Annotated in this window: 13 protein-coding genes and 1 pseudogene; 6 read left to right on the top strand and 8 right to left on the bottom strand. The window is 71.9% G+C overall.

From position 1 onward, the window contains the following. The first annotated feature begins 146 nt into the window (after positions 1-146). Both HNR73_RS02280 and HNR73_RS02275 read left to right on the top strand, forming a co-directional pair. Positions 147-1,391 (top strand): MFS transporter, encoded by a 1,245-nt coding sequence (locus HNR73_RS02280; RefSeq protein WP_184785514.1) that lies wholly within the window; start codon positions 147-149, stop codon positions 1,389-1,391. Further along, on the top strand, positions 1,388-2,668 hold the full coding sequence (locus tag HNR73_RS02275) for an MFS transporter (RefSeq protein ID WP_184785513.1): 1,281 nt from the start codon (positions 1,388-1,390) through the stop codon (positions 2,666-2,668). Before HNR73_RS02280 ends, HNR73_RS02275 begins: the two co-directional genes overlap by 4 nt. 16 nt (positions 2,669-2,684) lie before the next feature. Here HNR73_RS02275 and HNR73_RS02270 read toward each other — a convergent pair whose 3' ends face one another. From HNR73_RS02270 to HNR73_RS39405, 3 genes are read right to left on the bottom strand one after another with little or no spacing between them, the layout of a single operon-like run. Then, complete coding sequence (locus HNR73_RS02270; protein ID WP_184785512.1) at positions 2,685-5,159, bottom strand: FtsX-like permease family protein; 2,475 nt, start codon at positions 5,157-5,159, stop codon at positions 2,685-2,687. Beyond that, complete coding sequence (locus tag HNR73_RS02265) at positions 5,156-5,905, bottom strand: ABC transporter ATP-binding protein (protein WP_184785511.1); 750 nt, start codon at positions 5,903-5,905, stop codon at positions 5,156-5,158. Before HNR73_RS02265 ends, HNR73_RS02270 begins: the two co-directional genes overlap by 4 nt. Beyond that, positions 5,902-6,150: a hypothetical protein gene (locus HNR73_RS39405; RefSeq protein WP_184785510.1), complete on the bottom strand. Its 249-nt coding sequence runs from the start codon at positions 6,148-6,150 to the stop codon at positions 5,902-5,904. The genes HNR73_RS02265 and HNR73_RS39405 overlap by 4 nt, the downstream gene beginning before the upstream one ends. Before the next feature lie 174 nt (positions 6,151-6,324). Here HNR73_RS39405 and HNR73_RS02255 point away from each other — a divergent pair, with 174 nt between their 5' ends. From HNR73_RS02255 to HNR73_RS02245, 3 genes are all read left to right on the top strand, one after another. After that, entirely contained in the window at positions 6,325-7,575 is a 1,251-nt protein-coding gene (locus HNR73_RS02255; RefSeq protein WP_239122087.1) for a sensor histidine kinase, read from the top strand. Further along, a complete protein-coding gene (locus HNR73_RS02250) occupies positions 7,563-8,216 on the top strand; it encodes a response regulator (RefSeq protein ID WP_184785509.1) in 654 nt (217 codons plus the stop codon). The genes HNR73_RS02255 and HNR73_RS02250 overlap by 13 nt, the downstream gene beginning before the upstream one ends. 64 nt (positions 8,217-8,280) lie before the next feature. Beyond that, positions 8,281-9,039, top strand: a complete 759-nt coding sequence (locus HNR73_RS02245) for a hypothetical protein (protein ID WP_184785508.1) — start codon at positions 8,281-8,283, stop codon at positions 9,037-9,039. Positions 9,040-10,249: 1,210 nt separating this feature from the next. Here the strand turns inward: HNR73_RS02245 and HNR73_RS02240 are convergent. The 5 genes and pseudogenes from HNR73_RS02240 to HNR73_RS02220 all read right to left on the bottom strand — a co-directional run bounded on the left by HNR73_RS02240 (position 10,250) and on the right by HNR73_RS02220 (position 18,250). After that, the gene (locus HNR73_RS02240; RefSeq protein WP_184785507.1) at positions 10,250-10,849 is read right to left on the bottom strand and encodes a hypothetical protein; all 600 of its coding nucleotides are present in this window, start codon (positions 10,847-10,849) and stop codon (positions 10,250-10,252) included. A 184-nt stretch (positions 10,850-11,033) separates the two neighbouring features. Next, complete coding sequence (locus HNR73_RS02235; RefSeq protein WP_184785506.1) at positions 11,034-11,741, bottom strand: alpha/beta fold hydrolase; 708 nt, start codon at positions 11,739-11,741, stop codon at positions 11,034-11,036. Positions 11,742-11,809: 68 nt separating this feature from the next. Then, positions 11,810-12,340 (bottom strand): annotated as a pseudogene (locus tag HNR73_RS41150) (DUF998 domain-containing protein); the annotation flags it as partial. Then, entirely contained in the window at positions 12,337-15,657 is a 3,321-nt protein-coding gene (gene lysX, locus HNR73_RS02225; RefSeq protein ID WP_184785505.1) for a bifunctional lysylphosphatidylglycerol synthetase/lysine--tRNA ligase LysX, read from the bottom strand. The gene lysX and the pseudogene HNR73_RS41150, both read right to left, overlap by 4 nt. 1,438 nt (positions 15,658-17,095) lie before the next feature. Then, positions 17,096-18,250, bottom strand: a complete 1,155-nt coding sequence (locus tag HNR73_RS02220; RefSeq protein ID WP_203686097.1) for a citrate synthase/methylcitrate synthase — start codon at positions 18,248-18,250, stop codon at positions 17,096-17,098. Positions 18,251-18,557: 307 nt separating this feature from the next. Between HNR73_RS02220 and HNR73_RS02215 the strand changes: the two genes are divergently transcribed. After that, a complete protein-coding gene (locus HNR73_RS02215) occupies positions 18,558-19,637 on the top strand; it encodes a CapA family protein (protein WP_239122090.1) in 1,080 nt (359 codons plus the stop codon). Positions 19,638-19,653 lie beyond the last annotated feature (16 nt).

Below are 19,653 nucleotides of genomic sequence, written 5' to 3'. Positions count from 1 at the left end.
ATAACGCGGCGGGGGCGGAGGCGTGACGCCCGGACCTGAAACGTTCTTGTGATCCTTCGCGACTTGACGCGCCGCTTACCTGACGCCAGAATGACGTCATGCCTAATGCCTCTCTTGACCGAACCGATGTCAGAGATGACACGACGGTGACTCCGGTTACCGCGCCCGTCGTGCCCTTGCGCCGCAACCGCGACTTCCAGCTTCTGTGGAGCGGGCGCGCCGTCGCCGGCCTCGGTCAGGAAGTCGCCGGAATCGCCTACCCACTGCTGATGCTCGCCCTGACCGGAAGCGCCGGCTACGCCGGCCTCCTCGCCACCGGCCAGATCGCGATCCAGGTGCTCGTGACGCTGCCCGCCGGACTCCTCGCCGACCGCGTGAACCGGCGCACGATCATGATCGTCAGCGACCTGTCCCGCGCGGTGATCCTCGGCGGCGTCGCCCTCGCCGTCTACGGAGGCTGGGCCACCATCCCCCTGATAATCGGCTCGGCGGTGCTGTCCTCGCTGTTCCACGGCATCTTCAACCCCGCCTCGACCGCCGCCCTCAAGCAGCTCGTGCCCGCCGCGCAGATCACCAGCGCGCAGGCGCAGAACGAGGCCCGGATGCGCGCCACCGGCCTCATCGGCCCGCCCATCGGCGGCTGGCTGTTCGGGATCGCCCGCAGCGTTCCCTTCCTTTTCGACGCCATCACCTACCTGCTCGCCGGGCTCGCGCTGCTCTTCATCCGCAAACCACTCCAGGCCCCCCGCGAAAGCGCGCCCGCGGTGCGGGAACCCGCCTGGCGCAGCGCGACCGCGGGCATCCGCTACCTCTTCGCCAAGCCCATGCTCCGCAACCTCCTGCTCTGGTCGATGGGCATCAACCTCGCCCTCGGCGGCTTCTTCCTCGTCGAGATCGCCACCTGGCGCGAACGCGGCGCCTCGGAGTCGACCGTCGGGATCCTCGCCGCGATCGGCACCCTCGGCGGTCTGTCCGGCGCGCTCCTCGCCCCCGCCATCATCAAGCGCGTCAAGCCAACGCACCTCGTGGTCGGCCTCGCCTGGGCACTGCCCGTCCTGATGATGTCCATGGGCCTTCTCCCCGGCGTGTACCCGCTGGCCGTGGTCGCCGCGCTCGTCGGCTTCTTCCTGCCCGCGCTCAACTCCGTCGGCTGGGCCTACATCGCCTCCGGCACACCCGACGAGCTCCAGGGCCGCGTCGGGGCGGGCGCGACCTTCCTGTCGATGCTCATCTCCCCGATCGCGCCGGTCGCGCTCGGCACCCTCTTCGACGCCTGGGGCGCGACGGCCGCCTTCGCGGTCATGGCGGCGGTGGCCCTGCTCGCGGCACTCTTCACCTTGACCCGTCCGGTCCGCAACCTTCCGCGCCCAGAGGAAGTCGCCGTCGCATGACCGCCCTGCTGTCCCGCCCAGACGCATCGGTGGCGGCCCCGCCGTCGCCACCGATCCCACTACGCCGCAACCGCGACTTCCAGCTGCTCTGGAGCGGCCGCGCGGTCTCCACCCTCGGCAACGAGGTCACCGAGATCGCCTACCCCCTCATCATGCTCGGCGTCACCGGCAGCGCCGGGTACGCCGGCATGGTCGCCGCCGCCCAGCTCGTCACCCTCCTGCTCTTCACGCTGCCCGCCGGACTCATCGCCGACCGTGTGAACCGGCGCACGATCATGATCGGCAGCAACCTCGCCCGGGCCGCGATCATGGGCGCCCTCGCCCTGGCCGCCCACGCCGGGCACGCCGGGTTCGCCGCGATCATCGGCGCGGCCATCGCCTCGTCCCTCTTCGCCGCCCTGTTCAACCCCGCCTCGGCCGCCGCCGTCAAACAGCTCGTCCCGCCCGCACAGCTGCCCGACGCGATGGCCCAGAACCAAGCCCGCATGTTCGGCGCCGAACTCGCCGGACGCCCCCTCGGCGGATGGCTGCTCGGCCTGGGCCGCGCCGTGCCCTTCGTCTTCGACATGCTGACCTTCCTCATCGGCGCCGTCGCGCTCCTGTTCATCCGCACGCCCCTCAACGGGCGCTCCGCCTCGTCCTCGGCGAAGAAGGCCGTCCCCGACGTGAAAGGCATGACCGCGGGCCTGCGGCACCTCTTCGGCATCCCCCGCCTGCGCCTGCTCGTCCTGTGGGGCATGGGCGTGAACTTCGCCTTCGGCGCCGTCCACCTCATGCTCATCGCCACCTGGCATCGGCAGGGCATGGCCAACGCCGGAATCGGTGCGCTCGCCGCGGCCATCGCCGTCGGCGGCCTCCTCGGCGCCCTCTTCACCGGGCGCATCCTGCGCCGGGTGCGGCCCACACCGCTCATCATCGGCCTCGCCTTCGGCGCCCCACCGCTCATCGCCGCCATCGGCTTCGTGCCCGGGCCGGTCCCGATCGCGGTCATCTGCTGCGTGATCACCTTCTTCGTCCCGGCGCTCAACGCGCTCGTGCTCACCTACGTCGTGGCCGGAACCCCCGACGGGCTCCAGGGGCGCGTCAGCTCCGGCGCCGGTTTCCTCGTGTCGGCGCTCCAGCCCCTGTCGCCCCTGCTGTTCGGCACCGTCTTCGACACCGGCGGGCCCGCCGCAGCGTTCGCCCTCATGGGCGGAGTCACGCTGGTGGCGGCCCTCGCGACACTGAGCCGCCACCTGCGGAACCTGCCCCGCCCGGACGCCCTCGCGGCTCCCTAGCGCTCAGGCCGGGGACTCACCGCCCGGTCACCGCCCGCAGCACCCGGCCCGCCGGGATCACCGTCGCGAGGTAGCCCGCCACCAGCACCACCGCGCACACGCCCGGAGGCAGCCACCACGGGCCCGCCGCGATCGGCGAACCGAGCAGCCCGACGCCGAGGAACAGCAGCGGCGGCGTCGACAGCGCCAGACCGGCCGCGCAGGCGCCGAGCCCGTACCAGAGCCCTTCCCGCCGGATCATCGCGCGCATCTGGCCGGGCGTCGCCCCCGCGAAACGCAGCGCGTCGAACTCTCCCCCGCGACGCGACGTCGCCGCCACGAGACTGTTGATCACGCCGAGCAGCACGTACCCGAGCAGCCCTCCGACCACGACGAAGTTCAGCCACATCTGCGGCGTCACCTCGGCCGCCACCTCACGCGGACCGGCGTCGACCGCCACGCCCGGCACCCCCGCGAGTGCGTCGCGGACCGTCTGCTCGGCGACGCCGCCGACGAGGACGGAATCGTAGAGCGACGCCGAGGGGTAGGCGACGTCGGGCGACAGGACGATGTCTCCGTAGCCGAGTTCGCGGTCGTAGACGGCGGCGACGGTGACGGTGACGCGGGACCCGTCGGCGAGGATCAGTTCGGTGGTGTCGCCCGGGTCCAGCCCCTGCCACATCGAGAAGGTGCCGCTGACGGCGATGGAGTCGCCGGTCAGTGCGGACATCGAACCGGCGGTGAGCCCGAGATCGACCATGCTCTCGGCGTCGGCGCCGAGCACGACCGTCTCGTAGGCGTCGGCCTTCGCCCTCCCGTCCTCGGTGTGCGGGAGCACGACGGTGGTGCTGTCGCGGATCGCGACCGTGGCGCCGGGGACGGCGCGCAGGTCGTCGAGGGCGTAGGCGGGCACGCCGCCCAGACCCGGCGCGGTGACGCTCAGGGCGCCGAGATCGCTGGCGGCGAGGTCCTGTTCGACGCCTTTCTGCGGCGAGGTCTGCGCGAAGGTGTAGGTGATCGCCAGCGTCACGGCCATCGCCAGGCCGGTCAGTGCTCCGGCGCCACGCGAGGCGAAGGCGCGCAGGTTCTGCGCGGCGAGCCAGCCCGCCGGGTCCGGGCGGCGGGACAGTCGCGCGGCCAGGAACTCCGCGGCGGCCCGCACGACCGCCGGCCCGGCGAGGGTGAGGCCGATGACGGCGACGATCCCGGCGGAACCCGTCCCCGCCACGGCGACCATGCTGCGGCTGACCAGCGGCACCGCCGCCATGAGCATCGCGAGGCCGATCAGCGCGAAGCCGATCGTGGTGCGGATCCGGCCCGGCGAACGCGGTTCGGTCTCGGTCTGCGCGACGGCCTCGGTGGCGGGCATGCGCGACACGCGCAGTGCGGCGCCGCGCGCGCCGAGTCCGACGACGGCGAGGAAGAGGACGGCGGTGACGATCGCGGGCAGTGGTCCGGTGACCAGCGGCAGCGATTCGGGGATGACGCCGAGTCGCACGAACCATTCCCGCGCGCGTTCGGCGAGGAAGTACCCGGCCGTGATGCCCGGTGGGAGCACGAGCAGGGCCGCGAGGGTGCCCTGGATGGCGGCGATCCGCCGCACCTGCCGGGGTGTGGCGCCGACGGCGCGGATGAGGGCGAGGTCCCGGCGCTGTCCGGCGACGCTGACGGCGAGGGCGCCGGTGACGATGAAGCCGACGATCATGAGGATGACGCCGGCCAGTGAGCCCGCCAGGGCGATGAGCAGCCCGCGTCCGGCGCCGACGGCGAGGGACTCGACGTCGCCGCGGTCGTCGCCGGTGGCGACGGTGAGACCGGTTCCGGCGAGGGCGTCGCGGACGCGGTCGGCCGCGTCGCCGGGGTCGGTACCGGGGGTGGCCCACAGGGCGATGAGGTCGACCCTGCCTTCGCGTCCGGCGAGCGCGGTGGCGACGTCGTCGGCGAAGTACAGGCCCGGCGGGACGTCCTCGGCGATGCCGGTGACCTGGTAGGTGGCGCGCTGTCCGGCGACGACGATCTCGATCCGGTCGCCCGGCGCGCCGCCGAGGGCGGTGGCGGTGGCGAGGTCGAGGACGAGCTCGCCGGCGGCGTCGGGCGCCTCGCCGGTGACCTTGGGCGTGTCGGGCAGGGACGCCGACGACCAGCCGTGTCCGCCTCCCGAGTGCACGGGCGTGCCGTCGAGGACCGGTGTGGCGGGGAAGGACAGGTCGCCGAGGGCGTGCTCGATGCCGGGCACGGTCGCGAGCGTGGCGACGAGGTCGGCGCCGACCGCTTCGCGTTCGGGGAGTGGGACGTCGATGTCCTCCTCCTGCTCGACGGTCTGCGCCGCGCCGACGAGGACGTCGGCCGAGGCGAAGCGCCCGACGGGCGCGTCGGCCCAGATGCCGGTCTGGGCGATCCCGGCGGTCGCGGTCACCGCGAGCGCGCCGATGAGGACGGCCACGGCGACGGCGATCAGGCCGCCGAATCGGCGGCGGGACATGGACAGGGCGATCGGGAACAGGGTCTTCACCGGGCCGCTCCCGCCCAGACGCGGCCGAGGCGGGCGGCGAGTTCGTCGGCGCTCGCGCCGCTGAGGATCTCGGTGACGCGGCCGTCGGCCATCACGACGGTGTCGTGGGCGCGGGCGGCGGCCGCGGCGTCGTGGGTCACCATGACCACGGTCTGGCCGAGATCGTCGGTGAGGGCGGCGAGGAGGTCGAGGATCTGGGCGGCGTTGGCCGAGTCGAGGGCGCCGGTGGGTTCGTCGGCGAACACGACCGCGGGTTTCGCCGCGAGGGCCCGCACGACGGCGACGCGCTGGCGCTGTCCGCCGGACAGTTCGCTCGGGGAGCGGTGCAGCAGGCCGCCCAGGCCGACGCGCTCGACGAGGCCGTCGAGCCAGCGGCGGTCGGGACCACGCCCGGCCAGGCGCAGCGGAAGGGTGATGTTCTGCTGCACGTCGAGGGAGGGCACGAGGTTGTAGGACTGGAACACGAAACCCACCTGCTCGCGGCGGACGACCGCTCGTTTCGCCTCCCGCAGGCCGCTGATCTCGACGCCGCCGACGGTCACCGAGCCCGAGGTCGGCACGTCGAGGCCCGAGGCGCAGTGGAGGAGGGTGCTCTTGCCCGAACCCGACTGGCCCATCACCGCGAGGAAGGCCCCGCGCGGAACCTGGAGCGAGACGTCGTCGAGGGCGAGGACGCCGCCGCGGTAGGAGCGGGTCACGCCCTTGAGGACGACGGCCGCCTGCCCGTTGAGGTCGCGGCGGCTCACCGGCGTCGTCCCGTCACGTGGGAGACGACGAGGAGGACGATGCACACCGTGCCGAAGCTGCCGGCGAGGATGCCGATGAGCGTGTGGCCGGTGAAGTTCGTGGCGAGGTTGACGCCGACGCCGGCCAGGACGCCCAGCCACAGCAGGAGTCGCAGGGCGGTCCGGCCCGGCCGCGACTCGCGCCCGGCGGGGTGCGCGCCGGAGGTGGGGGCGGGTGTGTCGGTGATCCGGTACGGGTCGCTCATGGTGGGTCCCATCGCTGGTGAATGCCTCGATCAGGTCGAGTTCCACGCTATGGAGACGGGGCCTCGCCGGAAATACAGCCGACTACCGAACCGGGGTAGCGCAGGCTGTACTTTTCGCCTCCCGTCCCGCTCCGCACGAGACGAAGGGCCGCTGAGGCACGTACCGTGACCGCCGTGGATGACAGTGGCGTGCACCGGCTGCGCGGCCGCCTGAGGGCGGCCGTCGCCGCATGGCTGCGCCTGGGCGCCGGGCTGCCGACGTCGATGCTGGCGCTGGTCGCGATGATGGCCTCGACGGTCGTCGGGGTCGCCTCGATGATGAGCGTCGGCCTGCCCGCGCTGCCCTACGCCCTCAAGCTCGTCCGGGCCCTCGCCGACCGGGAGCGGGCGCACCTGTCGCGGACCGGCCCGCCCGTCCCCTCGCCGTACCGGCTGCTCCCCGGCGGGTGGGGCGCGTCGATGCGCGTGGCCGTCACCGACCCGGCGACCCGCCGGGACCTCGGGTGGATCGTGGCGCGGGCGGCATTCCTGTTCGCCGCGATGATCGGGCTGGCGCTGCCGCTGAGCGCGATCCGCGACGTGACGCTCCCCCTGTGGTGGTGGCTGGTGCCGGCCGGCGACGCGGGCTCGTCCTTCGGGTTCCCCGTGACCAGCTGGTCCGGTGCGTTCGCCGCGGCCGCCGCGAGCCCGGTGTGGCTGGTCCTGTCCGTCGTCGTCCTGCCCCACCTCGCCCGCTTCTCCGACCACATGGGCCGCCGTCTGCTGTCGCCGCGCTCCGACGTCGACCTCTCGGCCCGCATCACCGAGCTCACCGCGACCCGGGCCGCCGCGCTCGACGCGCACACCGCCGAACTGCGCCGCATCGAACGCGCGCTGCACGACGGAGCGCAGAACCGCCTCGTCGGCGTCACCGTCCTGACCGGCGCCGCCCGGCGCGCCCTCACCCGCGATCCGGCCGCGGCCGACGCCATGCTCGAACGCGCCCAGACCGGCGCCGAGGAGGCCCTCGCCGAACTGCGCTCGGTGATCCGCGGGATCCTGCCGCCGATCCTCGACCAACGCGGCCTCGACGGGGCCCTCGCCGCGCTCGCCGCCGGGTGCGCGGTGCCGTGCGCGCTGGACGTCGACGTGGCCGGGCGCTGCCCCACGTCGGTGGAGGCGACCGCGTACTTCGTCGTCGCCGAGGCTTTGACCAACATCTCCAAGCACAGCGGCGCCCGACGGGCGTCCGTCGGCGTGAAGCGCGCGGGGGATCTGTTGCGCATCACGATCACCGACGACGGCAAGGGCGGCGCCGACGAGCAGCGCGGATCCGGCCTCAGCGGCCTGAAAGGGCGTGTCGCCGCGCACGACGGGACCGCGCGCGTGTCCAGCCCGGTCGGCGGGCCGACAATCATCGATGTGGAGCTGCCATGCGGATCGTGATCGCCGAGGACGACGCCCTCCTGCGCGAAGGCCTCTCGCTGTTGCTCGCCGGGGAGGGCTTCGAGGTCGTAGCCGCCGTCGGCGAACCGGCCGGGCTGCTCGCGGCCGTCGACGAGCACCGGCCCGACGTCGCCGTCGTCGACGTGCGCATGCCGCCGACGCACACCGACGAGGGCATCCGCGCGGCCGTCGAGGCCCGGCGGAGGCATCCGGAGCTGGCGGTGCTGGTGCTGTCGGCCTACGTGGAGCAGAGCTTCGCCACGGACCTCCTCGCCGACGGCGCCGGGCGCGTCGGGTACCTGCTGAAGGAGCGTGTCGGTCGCGTCGAGACCTTCGTGACGGCGCTGGAGCGCGTCGTCGCCGGGGGCACGGCGATCGACCCGGACGTGGTGGCGCAGCTGTTCGCGGCCCGCCGGGCGGGCGACCCGCTGGAGCGGCTGAGCGCGCGGGAGCGTGAGGTCCTGGAGGCGATGGCCGAGGGGCTGGGGAACACGGCGATCGCCGAGCGGTTGTTCGTGACGTCGAACGCCGTGCACAAGCACATCCGCAGCATCTTCGCCAAGCTCGGGCTGGCGCCCGACGACCGGACCGACCGGCGGGTCGCGGCGGTCCTGCGGTATCTGGAGGGGACGCGGAGGTAGTGCCCTCGCCCACGCCGGGCGCCGTTCACGCGCGGCCGTCGGGGGTACGAGCGAGACTGATCAGGTGCACACCTGGTTCCGGAACACGATCGTCGAGCCCGGACTCGTTCCGCTGTTCAGCTTCTTCGTCGCGATGCTCGTCGGCTTCGGCTTCATTCGCCTGTCGGTGCGGCTGATCCGCGCGAAGGTGCGCTGGTGGCCGGGGAACGTGACGCCGGGTGGGTTGCACATTCATCATGTCGTGTTCGGTGTGGTGTTCATGCTGATCGGCGGGGTGGCCGGGCTGACGGTGCCGGAGGAGCTCGTCGGGTGGCGGTCGGTGATGGCGGCGCTGTTCGGGATCGGGGCGGCGCTGGTGCTGGACGAGTTCGCGCTGATCCTGCACCTGAAGGACGTGTACTGGACGGAGGAGGGGCGCACGTCGGTCGACGCGCTGTTCGTGGCGATCGCGCTGACGGGGCTGCTGCTGCTGGGTTTCCGGCCGATCGGTGTCGCGGACACGCTGGATTTGCGGGGGCAGCCGTACTCGGTGCCGCTGGGGATCGCGTTCACGCTGCTCAATCTGGGTTTCGCGGCGGTGACGTTGCTGAAGGGGAAGATCTGGTCGGGGCTGCTCGGGTTGCTGGTGCCGTTGTTCTTGTACGTGGGGGCGGTCCGGCTGGCGCGGCCGGGGTCGCCGTGGGCGCGGTGGCGGTATCGGCCGGACCGGCGGCGGGGCGAGCGGAAGATGGCGAACGCGGTGTGGCGGGAGATGCGGCTGCGCCGGCCGATCATCCGGGGGAAGATCTGGCTGCAGGAACTGATCGCGGGGAGGCACGACTAGCCGGGGGGACGGCCGCGGGGGTGGGGTGGCGCGGGGGCGGGGCGCGGGCAGGGCCTGGTGGCGGGGGGTGGCACGAACTGGCGGCGGGGCAGGGTGGCGCGCGCGGGGCCTGGAGTGGGGTGGCGCGGCAGCGGGGTGGCGCGAACTGGCGGCGAGGGCAGGGTGGCGCGACCTAGCGGCGGGGCGGGTGGTGTGGCGCGGCCTGGCGGCAGGGTGGCGCGGCAGCGGTGGCGCACGCGGGGCCTGGCGGCCCGGCGGTGCGGCCCGGCGACCTAAGTGCATGCCGCACGCCAGACTCCGAGCACTTCTCACCTAGGCGCTTTTGTCACACCTCGCCCGTATCGTGATTTTTGGGGCCCCTTTGGGGCGAGCGGGGGAGCGCGTTTTTCGCACGGCCGCCCGCCACCGAACGCTGCCCGCGAATCGCGCTCAGAGCGGCAGCGACGAGCCAAACCAAGCCCCCCGCGCACGTGAGCCGCGCGGTCGCGGTTCCGCCCACGCCGGGAGCCCGCCCGAGCGTTCCCGCTCAGGCCGGCCCCACCTCGCAGCCCTTCCACGCCGGGAACCCAGCCGCAGCGGTCCCTCAACGGGCGAGCCACGCTTCACTCCCCCCACCCACGCCGAGACCCGCCCGAACGCCCCCACTCAGGGCGCGCCACGCTCCGCTCGCCCGCCAACACCGGGAACCAAGCGCGCTTCTGCACCAGACAGGGAACCCGGCTTCGCCGCAACACCACGCCGGGGACCCGGCACCGGCGGCGGGCCGCAGCCCGATCCCATACCCGCAAGGCGGTCTCGTTCGCGCCGCCCAAACAAACACAGGCCCTTAAAACCTCACCCACCCAACACCGGGAACCGGGTCTGTTCACCCACCCACGCCAAGTACCCCGCCGCAGCAGCCCACCCAACGCCGGGAACCCAAGACGCCGGTCTCGTGAGCGTGAGTCCCGCTCCGCTCGCCCACGCAGCCGGGAACCCGGCCGCAGCGGTCCTGCCAAGCGTGAGCCTCGCTTCGCTCGCCCACGCAGCCCGGAAACTCCGGCCACGTCCCCGCCCCCACACCCGGCACCCGGCACCAGCGGCAGGCCGAGCCCGATCCCCTACCCCTCAGGCGGTTTCGTTCGCGCCGCCCAAACAAGCACGGCCGCCAAAAAGCAGAGAGACGGGCACCGCTCCCAGCGGTGCCCGTCTCTTCTCTACGCGTATTCGGTTACTTCACTTCGTCGCCGGGCAGGATCAGCTGGGGCGGGGCCTTCCGGAAGAACTCGCCGGAGGCGGGGAGGGCGAGGAGCACGATCACGACGAGGTAGCCGAGGATCTGCACGATCCCGGAGACCATCCCGAAGGCGTTGTACCAGGCGGGAACGGCGTCGCTCATGGCGGTGGTGACCTTGTCCATGTCGACGCCGTCGGTGGTGCCGCCGCCGACGCCGGAGAGGGCGAAGGTGGCCGCGCCGCAGAGCAGGAACACGCCGCTGAGGACCCAGGTGGTGATGCGGGCGCCGTTGACGCCGCGTCGGTTGAAGATGCCGAGGACGGCGTAGACGGCGGCGAGTACGAGGCCGACGATCTGCCCGATGCTGGAGAAGCTGCCGGACTGTTCGTAGGCGTCGATCAGGTCCTGCTTGGCGCCTTGGTCTTTGAGGGAGGCGACGGCCGCGTCGATGGCGTCTTGGCTGTACATGAGCCCGAAGATGAGGCCGAGGAGCGCGAGCGCGAAGATCGCGAACTGGATGTAGGCCGCCGTGTTGACGGTGCCGGGCGTGGGCTTGCGCTCGGGCTGAACCGTTTGCGGGGTGAACTCAGACATGTACCTCTCCGATGATTCCGGGTTACGCCGTGAACGCGACGCGGTCTCGTGACTTCGTGTTGTCCATGACGGTATCGGCGTGCGGCGCCGTGCTCTTCCTTCCTGGGAAGGAACCCGGCGCCGAACTCAACGCGTCATTCTCCTCCTTGAGCAGGATCCGCGTGTCCTTCCCGGCGATGAGCCTTCACTCCTCCACGGCGGCGATCGCGGCTCGTACGGCGCCGGGCCGGTCGAGGTGTATGAGGTGGCCGCAGCCGGGGAGGACGCGTAGTTCGGCGTGCGGGAAGAGGGCGGTGAGGCGGACTTGCCCGAGGTCGGGTACGGGGACTCCGGCGGGGGTGGCGGCGAGGACGACGACGGGCACGTCGGGTGCTTGCGTCCTGGCGCGCAGGGCGATGAGCTGGGCGTTGACGTCGTCGTAGGCGAAGTATTCGGCGACGGCGGAGGCGACGACGCGCGGGTCGCGGTAGTACCGGCGGGCGCGGTGGCGGATGTGGCGGGGGACGGTGGTGCGCGTCTGGGCGACGGCGAGCGCGCTCCACAGCGCCGGCCCGAGCCGCCAGGCGACGGCGGGTCTGCTCAGCCAGGCGGCCCAGTTGGGGACGCCGGGCGCTCGGGTGCGGGCCTGGTCCTCATAGGAGGGGTCGACGAGGACGAGACCGGTGACGGGGTGGAGCCTCGCGTAGGCCTCGGCGTAGCAGGCGGCCATGGAGTGGGCGACGAGGACGGGCGGGCGCGTCGCGGCGCGGGCGATCCGGGCGGTCTCGCCGTCGAGGGTGAACGGGCCGGTGTGCCCGAGGCGGTCGAGTACGACGGCGTGGGGCGGCAGGACGCCGGTCCAGCTGAACGCCCCGTCGCCGAGGCCGGGGAGGACGATAAGGTCCGTTCGCACCGTTGCCACCAGCCGAGCGCGACCAGCCACGCCGAGAAGCTCAGCAGCTGGATCCGTTGTGCCAGGCCGATGTCGGCTCCGGCGAGGACGGTGATCGCGACAGCCAGCGAGGTGGCGGTGACCAGTCCGGCCAGTGCCCAGCGCAGGACGCTTCCGCTGTACAGGGCGAAGGCGACCGCGGCGACCACCAGCGCGACCGTGGCGATGACGCTGGCGACGGTGTGCACGTCGTCGGGGAACGGCAGCGTGCCGGCCTGTTCGGCGGCCTTGCAGTCGCTGTCGATCGAAGGCGCGCAGGTCAGCGTGAACGGTCCGGCGTCGAGGAGCGTCGCCACACCGAACACGATCACCCCGACCCAGCCGGCGAAGCGGGCGCCGTGCGAGCCCTTCACTCTCAGGATCGCGACGGTGCCGGCGATGGAGCCGGTCACGACGTCGCCGATCCGGAAGAACCATTCGTGCGGCTGGTCGTCGGCGGCGAGTTCGCTCACGTAGGACGTCAGCGGGTCGAGGGCCGGGTTGAGCGCCTCCCCGAAGATCCAGGTCAGGTAGGTGATGGCGGCGACGACCAGGGCCGCGAACCCGGCGTTGCGCCTCATGTCCGCTCCCCCGGCCCGCCCGGCCGCACGAGCGGGAACGGCAGGGTCTCGCGGATTCCGCGCCCGGTGAGGAGCATGACGAGGCGGTCGACGCCGATGCCGAGCCCGCCGGTCGGCGGCATCGCGTACTCCAGCGCCGACAGGAAGTCCTCGTCGAGTTCCATGGCCTCCGGGTCTCCGCCCGCCGCGAGGAGGGACTGCTCGGTGAGGCGGCGGCGCTGCTCGACGGGGTCGATCAGCTCGGAGTAGGCCGTGCCGAGTTCGGTCCCGAAGGCGACGAGGTCCCAGCGTTCGGCGAGGCGCGGATCATCGCGGTGCTGACGGGTCAGCGGCGAGACCTCGGTCGGGAAGTCGGTGTAGAAGGTCGGGCGGGTCGTCTCGTGCTCGACGAGCCGTTCGTACAACTCCAGGATCATCGCGCCCACTCCCCACTTGACGTCGTAGGGAACCTTCGCACCGTCGGCGAGCTTCCGCAGGCTTTCCAGCGGGGTGCCCGGGTCGACGCGTTCCCCGAGGGCCGCCGAGATGGCCTCGTGGACGGTCTTGACGGGCCACTCCTCGGCGAGGTCGTAGGCGACGCCGTCGCGTTCGATGACGGTCGTGCCGAGGGCCGCGAGGGCGGCGTCGCGGATGAGTGTGACGGTCAGCTCCCGCATCCCGACGTAGTCGGCGTAGGCCTGGTAGGCCTCCAGCATCGTGAATTCGGGGTTGTGTTTGAAGGACACGCCCTCGTTGCGGAACGTGCGGCCGAGTTCGAAGACCTTCTCGACGCCGCCGACGCAGAGCCGCTTGAGGTACAGCTCGGGTGCGATGCGCAGGTAGAGGCGCATGTCGTAGGCGTTGATGTGCGTGGTGAAAGGTCGTGCGTTGGCGCCACCGTGGACGCGCTGGAGGATGGGCGTCTCGACCTCCAGGAAGGCCCGCTCGTTGAGGGTCGTGCGCATCCGGTGCACGATCGCGCCACGCGCGCGCAGGATGTCGCGGGCCTCACCGTCCACGATGAGATCGAGGTGGCGCTGCCGGACTCGGGCCTCGGGGTCGGACAGTCCCTTGTGCTTGTCGGGCAGCGGCCGCAGGCATTTCGCGGTCAGTGTCCACGACGTGACGTGCACCGACAACTGCCCGCGCCGGGTCGTGACGACCTCGCCGGCCGCGCCGATGTGGTCGCCGATGTCGACGGTGGCGCTGAAACCGGGATCGCCGGTGACCATGAGCTGGAGGTCGCCGGTCCAGTCGCGGATCGTGGCGAAGGTGAGGCGGCCGTGGTCGCGGACCAGCACGACACGCCCGGCGACCGAGACCTCGTCGCCGGTACGCGTGTCCGGCGCCAGACCCGTGTGACGTGCGGCGATGGCGCCGCAGGTGTCGGTGCGGTCGTAGCCGACCGGGTAGGGGTCGACGCCGGCCGCGCGCAACTCGTCGAGCTTGTCGAGACGCACCCGCATCTGCTCGGGCAGTCCGTCGCGGTCGTGCAGCGGATCGACCCGCTCCGGCGGGCGGTTCGCCGCGATCGCCTCGGCCAGACCGGGCAGGGGGAACGCCCCCGCCGCCCGTCCGATCGACACCCGCCGGCGCGGCGGCGTCACGAAACCCTCGGCGATCGCCGCGGCGACACCGACCTTCGGCAGCGTCCGGCGCTCGCCGTAGCAGAGATAACGCGGCATCCACTGTGGACGGTATTTGACGTTCGACCGGTACAGCGACTCCAGCTGCCACCAGCGTGAGAAGAAGACCAGCAGCCCGCGCCAGGCCCGCAGGATCGGACCGGCGCCGATCCGGGCGCCCTCCTCGAAGACCGCGCGGAACATCGCGAAGTTCAGCGAGATCCGCTCGACGCCGTGCTCGCCGGCGCCCCTGGCCAGCGAACTGACCATGAACTCCATGAGCCCGTTGTCGGCCTCGCGGTCCCGGCGCATGAGATCCAGGGACAGGCCCCGGTCTCCCCACGGGACGAAGGACAGCAGCGCGCGGATGTTGCCGTCGGCGTCGAGCGCCTCGACGAGCAGGGACTCGCCGTCGTCGGGGTCGCCGAGCCGGGACAGGGCCATCGAGAACCCGCGCTCGGTGGACGTGTCGCGCCAGTTGTCGGCGCGGCGGATCGTCGCGCGCATCTCCTCCGCCGACAGTTCCCGATGGCGGCGGATGCGGGCGGTGTACCCGGCGCGCTCCACCCGCGCGACGGCCTGCCGCACCGGGCGCATCTCGGCGCCGTCCAAGGTGTACTCACGCGGGACGAGGATCGCCTCGTCGCCGATCTCCCGGACCCGCAGGCCCGCCTGCGCGTAGGCCTTCGCGGCGACCTCGCTCGCGCCGAGGACCGCCGGAGTCCAGCCGTACGCGCGCGCGTGCCGCAGCCAGGCGTCGATGACCGCGGGGAAGTCGGCGGGCTCCCCCACCGGATCACCCGCCGCGAGGCAGACGCCCGCGACCGTGCGGTAGCCGATGGCGGCATCGCGCTTCGGGGAGAAGATCACCGACTTGTCGCGCCGCGTCGCGAAGAAGGCGAGAGAATCGGGCGTCGTGTCGCGCTCGATGAGCGCCCGCAACCGCACCTCCTCCTCCGGCAGGTGCGCCGCCGCCCGCCGCTGCGAACCGAAGAGCGTCAACAGCGCCGCCAGCAACGCGATCGCGCCGAAGAGACCGATGACCAGGTTGACCCAGCCCGGCGCGTGCGTCGTCCGGTCCCAGTTGAACTTGAAGACGCCGCCCAGCAGCCGCTCGACCGTGTAAGGAAGACGCTCCACGCGCGCGACCTTGCCCGGGAACATGTTCAGCAGACCCCAGCCCAGCAGCGTGAAGACACCGAACAGGACGAGATAGACCAGCGCCGCCTTCCACAGACTCGCGCGCTGCACACGCGCGTAGAACTCCCGCCGCGCGACGAGGAGGAGAACGATCGCCAGCAGCGAAACGACGATCCCGACGGTGAGCACCGGAATCAGGAAACCCGGCTGCTCCACCGCCGAACCCGACTCGTCGGCGTAGACCTCCTCCGGCCACATCGCCGCCATCCAGCCCACCAGCGAACCGATGATCAGCTGAACGAAGAAATAGACGACCAGCAACCACCACGCCAGCCGCTTACGACGCGCCACCGCCGCCGCCACGATCGCGACAAAAGCCGCATAAGCGAGGTTCGCCGGAACCGGCACGAAGACCCACTCGATGACCGTGCGAATCGAACCCGTCCGATGCCGCAACGCACTACCGAAAGCCGCCAACGTCGACAACATCGCCACCAACGCGAGCAAAGTCGCGAAGATCTTCGGCACCCTCGACAAAAAACCAGCGGACCCCGGCTTCTCCCCCAAGCTCATGGCGCCATTGTGCAAGGCGCACGCACCCATGTCCCCCGGATGGGCGCCCGGCGTGGCGCGGATCGCTGGGGGAGGGTGGGGGGGGCTGGGGTGGGCGGCTGGGCGGCGCTCTGCTTGTTTGGGCGGCGCGAACGAAACCGTCTGAGGGGTATGGGATCGGGCTCGGCCCGCCACCGGTGCCGGGTTCCCGGTGCGGTGCCCCGGCGAAACCGAGTACCCGGCGTGGGCGCGCCGCAAAGCGAGACTGGCGCTTGGTGAACTGCCGCCGGTGCCAGGTCCCCGACGCAGTGCCCTGGCGAAGCCGGGTTCCCGCGGCCCGGGCGGGCGAGCAAAGCGAGACTCCCCAAGGTGCGGTCGCCGCGGCCGGGTCCCCGGCCAGGGCGAGACGGGAAGCGGGACTGGGCCTCGGTGGACCGCTGTGGGCAGTTCCCGGCCCGGTGCCTCGGTGAAGCGGCACACGCCCGAGCAAGACACGATAGCCGGGTCCCCGACCTGGGCGAGCGGAGCGAGACTCGCCCAGCGGAGGGCCGCCGCGGCCACGTCCCCCGACGAGCGGGAACGGCGGAGCGGAACTTGCGCACTTGAGACCGGCGTCTTGGGTTCCCGGTGTTGGTGGGTGAGGTTTTAAGGGCCTGTGCTTGTTTGGGCGGCGCGAACGAGACCGCCTTGCGGGTATGGGATCGGGCTGCGGCCCGCCGCCGGTGCCGGGTCCCCGGCGTGGGCGGGGAAACGTGGCCGGGTTCCCGGCCTGGGTGGGCGAGCGAAGCGAGACTCGCCCATCGAGGGGGAGCTGCGGCCGCGTTCCCGGCGTGCGTGGGCGAGCGAAGCGAGACTCACGCTCACGGGACCGGCGCCTTAGGTTCACGGCCTTGGTGGGTGAACTTGAAGAGCCTGTGCTTGTTTGGGCGGCGCGAACGAAACCGCCTGCCGGGCATGGGATCGGGCTTGGCCCGCCGCCGGTGCCGGGTCCCCGGCGTGGGTGAGCCGCGAAGCGGGGCTCGGCCTTGGCGGGGCCGCTGCGGCCGGGTTCCATGTGTGGGCGGGCGAGCGAAGCGAGACTCACGCTCGCGGGGCCGCGTCTTGGGTTCCCAGCCTTGCTGGGTGAGCTTGAAGAGCCTGTGCTTGTTGGGGCGGCGCGAACGAAACCGCCTGCCGGGCATGAGATCCGGCTGCGACCCGCCGCCGGTGCCGGGTCCCCGGCGTAGGCGGGCGAGACTCGCCCTAACCCGGTCACCGCGGCCGAGTCCCCCGCCCAGGCGGCTCAGCCGCCACCATGCCGCCAGCCCACGCAAGCCCGCCGCCCTCACCCCACCGCCGCCCGCCGCTCCCCCCGGAAACGGCGAGCCGGGCCCCTCCCCTTCGTGGGGTGGGCCCGGCATCGTCAGCTCAGCGGCTCGGGATCGCGGCCTTGGCCCGGCCCCTCACTGCGCGAACTCGCTCAGGCGGTCGGCACCGGCACCGGCGGGACCTCGCCGGTGTAGCGCGCACGCGGGCGGATGATCTTGCTGTCGCGCGCCTGCTCCAGCACGTTCGCGGCCCAGCCGATCACACGCGAGGCGGCGAAGGTCGGCGTGAACATGTCGCGCGGGACACCACAGTCCTCCATCACGACGCCCGCGTAGAACTCGACGTTCGTGTAGAGGTTGCGGCCCGGCTTCAGCTCCGCCAGGATCTCCACGACGCGCTTTTCGACCTGCTTCGCGAAGTCCACGCGCGGGCCGCCGAGGCGGGTCGCGACATCGCGCAGCATCAGCGAACGCGGGTCGTCGGTCTTGTAGACGGCGTGACCGAAGCCCATGAGGCGCCCGCCGTTGGTGATGACGTCGCGAACCCAGTGGTCGATGTTCTCCGGCGTCCCGATCGCGTCGAGGGCGTCCAGCGCGCGGCTGGGGGCGCCACCGTGCAGCGGACCGGACAGCGCGCCGATCGCGCCGACGAGCGCGGCGCCGATGTCGGCCCCGGTCGAGGCGATGACGCGGGCCGTGAACGTCGAGGCGTTGAACCCGTGGTCGATCGTCGACATCAGGTAGGCCTCGATGGCCTTCGCGTGCTCCGGCTTCGGCGTCTCACCGGTCAGCATGTACAGGTAGTTCGCCGCGTACGGCAGGTCGTCACGAGGAGCGATCGGCTCCAGGCCGTGGCGCAGCCGGTGCAGCGACGTGAGGATCGTCGGCACCAGCGCCGACGCGAAGAGCGTGTCGGCCAGACGCGTCTCCTCGTCGATGTCCAGCAGCGGCTTCATGCCGCGGTTGGCGGCCGCGAAGGACAGCGCGGTCCGCAGGCCCTCCATCGGGACGGAGCCCGACAGCGCCGGAAGCAGGTCCGCGACCGGCTTCGGCAGGTGCCGCAGCGGCGTCACCTCGGCGATGAAGGCCTCGCGCTGCGCGGGGGTCGGCAGTTCGCCCTTGAGCATGAGGTGCCATACGTCTTCGAAATCGCGCTTCTCGATCAGCTCGATCGCCGAATACTGGCGGTAGTGATAGAAACCCTCTTCACCGCGGACGTCGCCGACCTCGGTATCGGTGACGATCACGCCGGCCAGTCCGCGCGGCACCTCGATGAAAGTGGTCATGTCGACCTCCCTGTCAGTCATGACGACACTGTGTGCCGGGGGTCGCCCGGCGGACACACACTCTTCGGTAAGAACTCCATTGTCAACCTTGTGAAGCGGTGGTCCTCTGTCAGGGACCGTAATGTGGGCCACGCTGGGACTCGGCGCACGGTGGTAGCGATACCACCGCACGACGTGTTTGCCCATGTCGCCGCCTTGATCGATCCCCGCCGTCATGGCACCGAGTGCCGATGTTTCCGCAAACGTCACCTGCGTCACATTTCGCAACCCGCCGGTCCGATCGGTGTGGCCGACGCGACTCGGCGCGCTCCTGTGCGATGCTGCCGACGTGGCCCCAGTCGAGTCCCCGCGCCGCCTCCTCACCGCCGCGGCCGCCGCCGCGCTGATCCTCACCACGGCCGCCTGCGGCTCCTCCACCGACGAGGCGTCCCCGCCCCCGCCGACCGATTCCGCGTCGGCGTCGTCCGCCGCGCCCGAGGGTCCCGGCCCGGCGACGATCGCGATCGCCGGCGACGCGCACTTCATGGGCCGCACCGCCGCACTGCTGGCCGATCCCGCGACCGTGTTCGGCCCGGTCGCCGAGGTCTTCACCCGCGCCGACTTCGCGATGCTCAACTTCGAGACCTCGGTGACCGACAGCGACGACGCCCAGCCGAAGCAGTACAAGTTCAAGACCACCCCGGCCGCCTACGAAGCCGTCAAGGCCGCCGGAATCGACCTGGTCAGCCTCGCCAACAACCACACCCTCGACTACGGCCGCGACGGCCTCGTCGACACCCTCGACGCCGCCGAAGCGGCCGGGCTGCCCGTCTTCGGCGCCGGCATGGACGCCGATGCCGCGCTCGCGCCCCACATCGTCGACCTCAACGGCACCTCCGTCGCCTTCATCGGCGCCTCGCAGGTCTGGGAACTGTGGGACACGTGGATGGCGACCGACTCCAAGCCCGGCATCGCACACGTCGCGCACGAGGAACGGCTCATCCAGGCCGTCGAAAACGCCGCCGAACAGGCCGACGTCGTGATCATGATGATGCACTGGGGCACCGAGGGCGACAAGTGTCCCAACGACGAGCAGAAGGACTGGGCGAAGCGACTCTCCGACGCCGGAGCCGACGCGATCGTCGGAACCCACGCCCACCTCCTCCAGGGCGAAGGCTGGACAGGCGACTCCTATGTGGCCTACGGCCTCGGGAACTTCCTCTGGTACCGCGACAACGCCTACAGCAACGACACCGGCGTCCTCGAACTGACCGTCGACGACGGCGAGCTCACCGGAACCGACTTCGTGCCCGCGTTCATCGACGGCGACGGCCGGCCCGTGCCGTCGACGGGCGAGGAGGCGACCCGGATCGAGGAGAAGCTCACCGACCTGCGCGGATGCACCGGCCTCGACGCGTCCCAGGGCTGACGAGGTTACGATCCGC

Source organism: Phytomonospora endophytica (genome assembly GCF_014202425.1).
GTDB lineage: Bacteria > Actinomycetota > Actinomycetes > Mycobacteriales > Micromonosporaceae > Phytomonospora > Phytomonospora endophytica.
This window is presented reverse-complemented; position numbering and strand designations above follow the sequence as displayed.

Bases quoted from the DNA above. Each gene is read 5' to 3' on its own strand.
- HNR73_RS39405 (WP_184785510.1), bottom strand. From the start codon at position 6,150: ATGAGCGACCCGTACCGGATCACCGACACACCCGCCCCCACCTCCGGC.
- HNR73_RS02250 (WP_184785509.1), top strand. From the start codon at position 7,563: ATGCGGATCGTGATCGCCGAGGACGACGCCCTCCTGCGCGAAGGCCTC.
- HNR73_RS02220 (WP_203686097.1), bottom strand. From the start codon at position 18,250: ATGACTGACAGGGAGGTCGACATGACCACTTTCATCGAGGTGCCGCGC.
- HNR73_RS02275 (WP_184785513.1), top strand. From the start codon at position 1,388: ATGACCGCCCTGCTGTCCCGCCCAGACGCATCGGTGGCGGCCCCGCCG.
- lysX (WP_184785505.1), bottom strand. From the start codon at position 15,657: ATGAGCTTGGGGGAGAAGCCGGGGTCCGCTGGTTTTTTGTCGAGGGTG.
- HNR73_RS02240 (WP_184785507.1), bottom strand. From the start codon at position 10,849: ATGTCTGAGTTCACCCCGCAAACGGTTCAGCCCGAGCGCAAGCCCACG.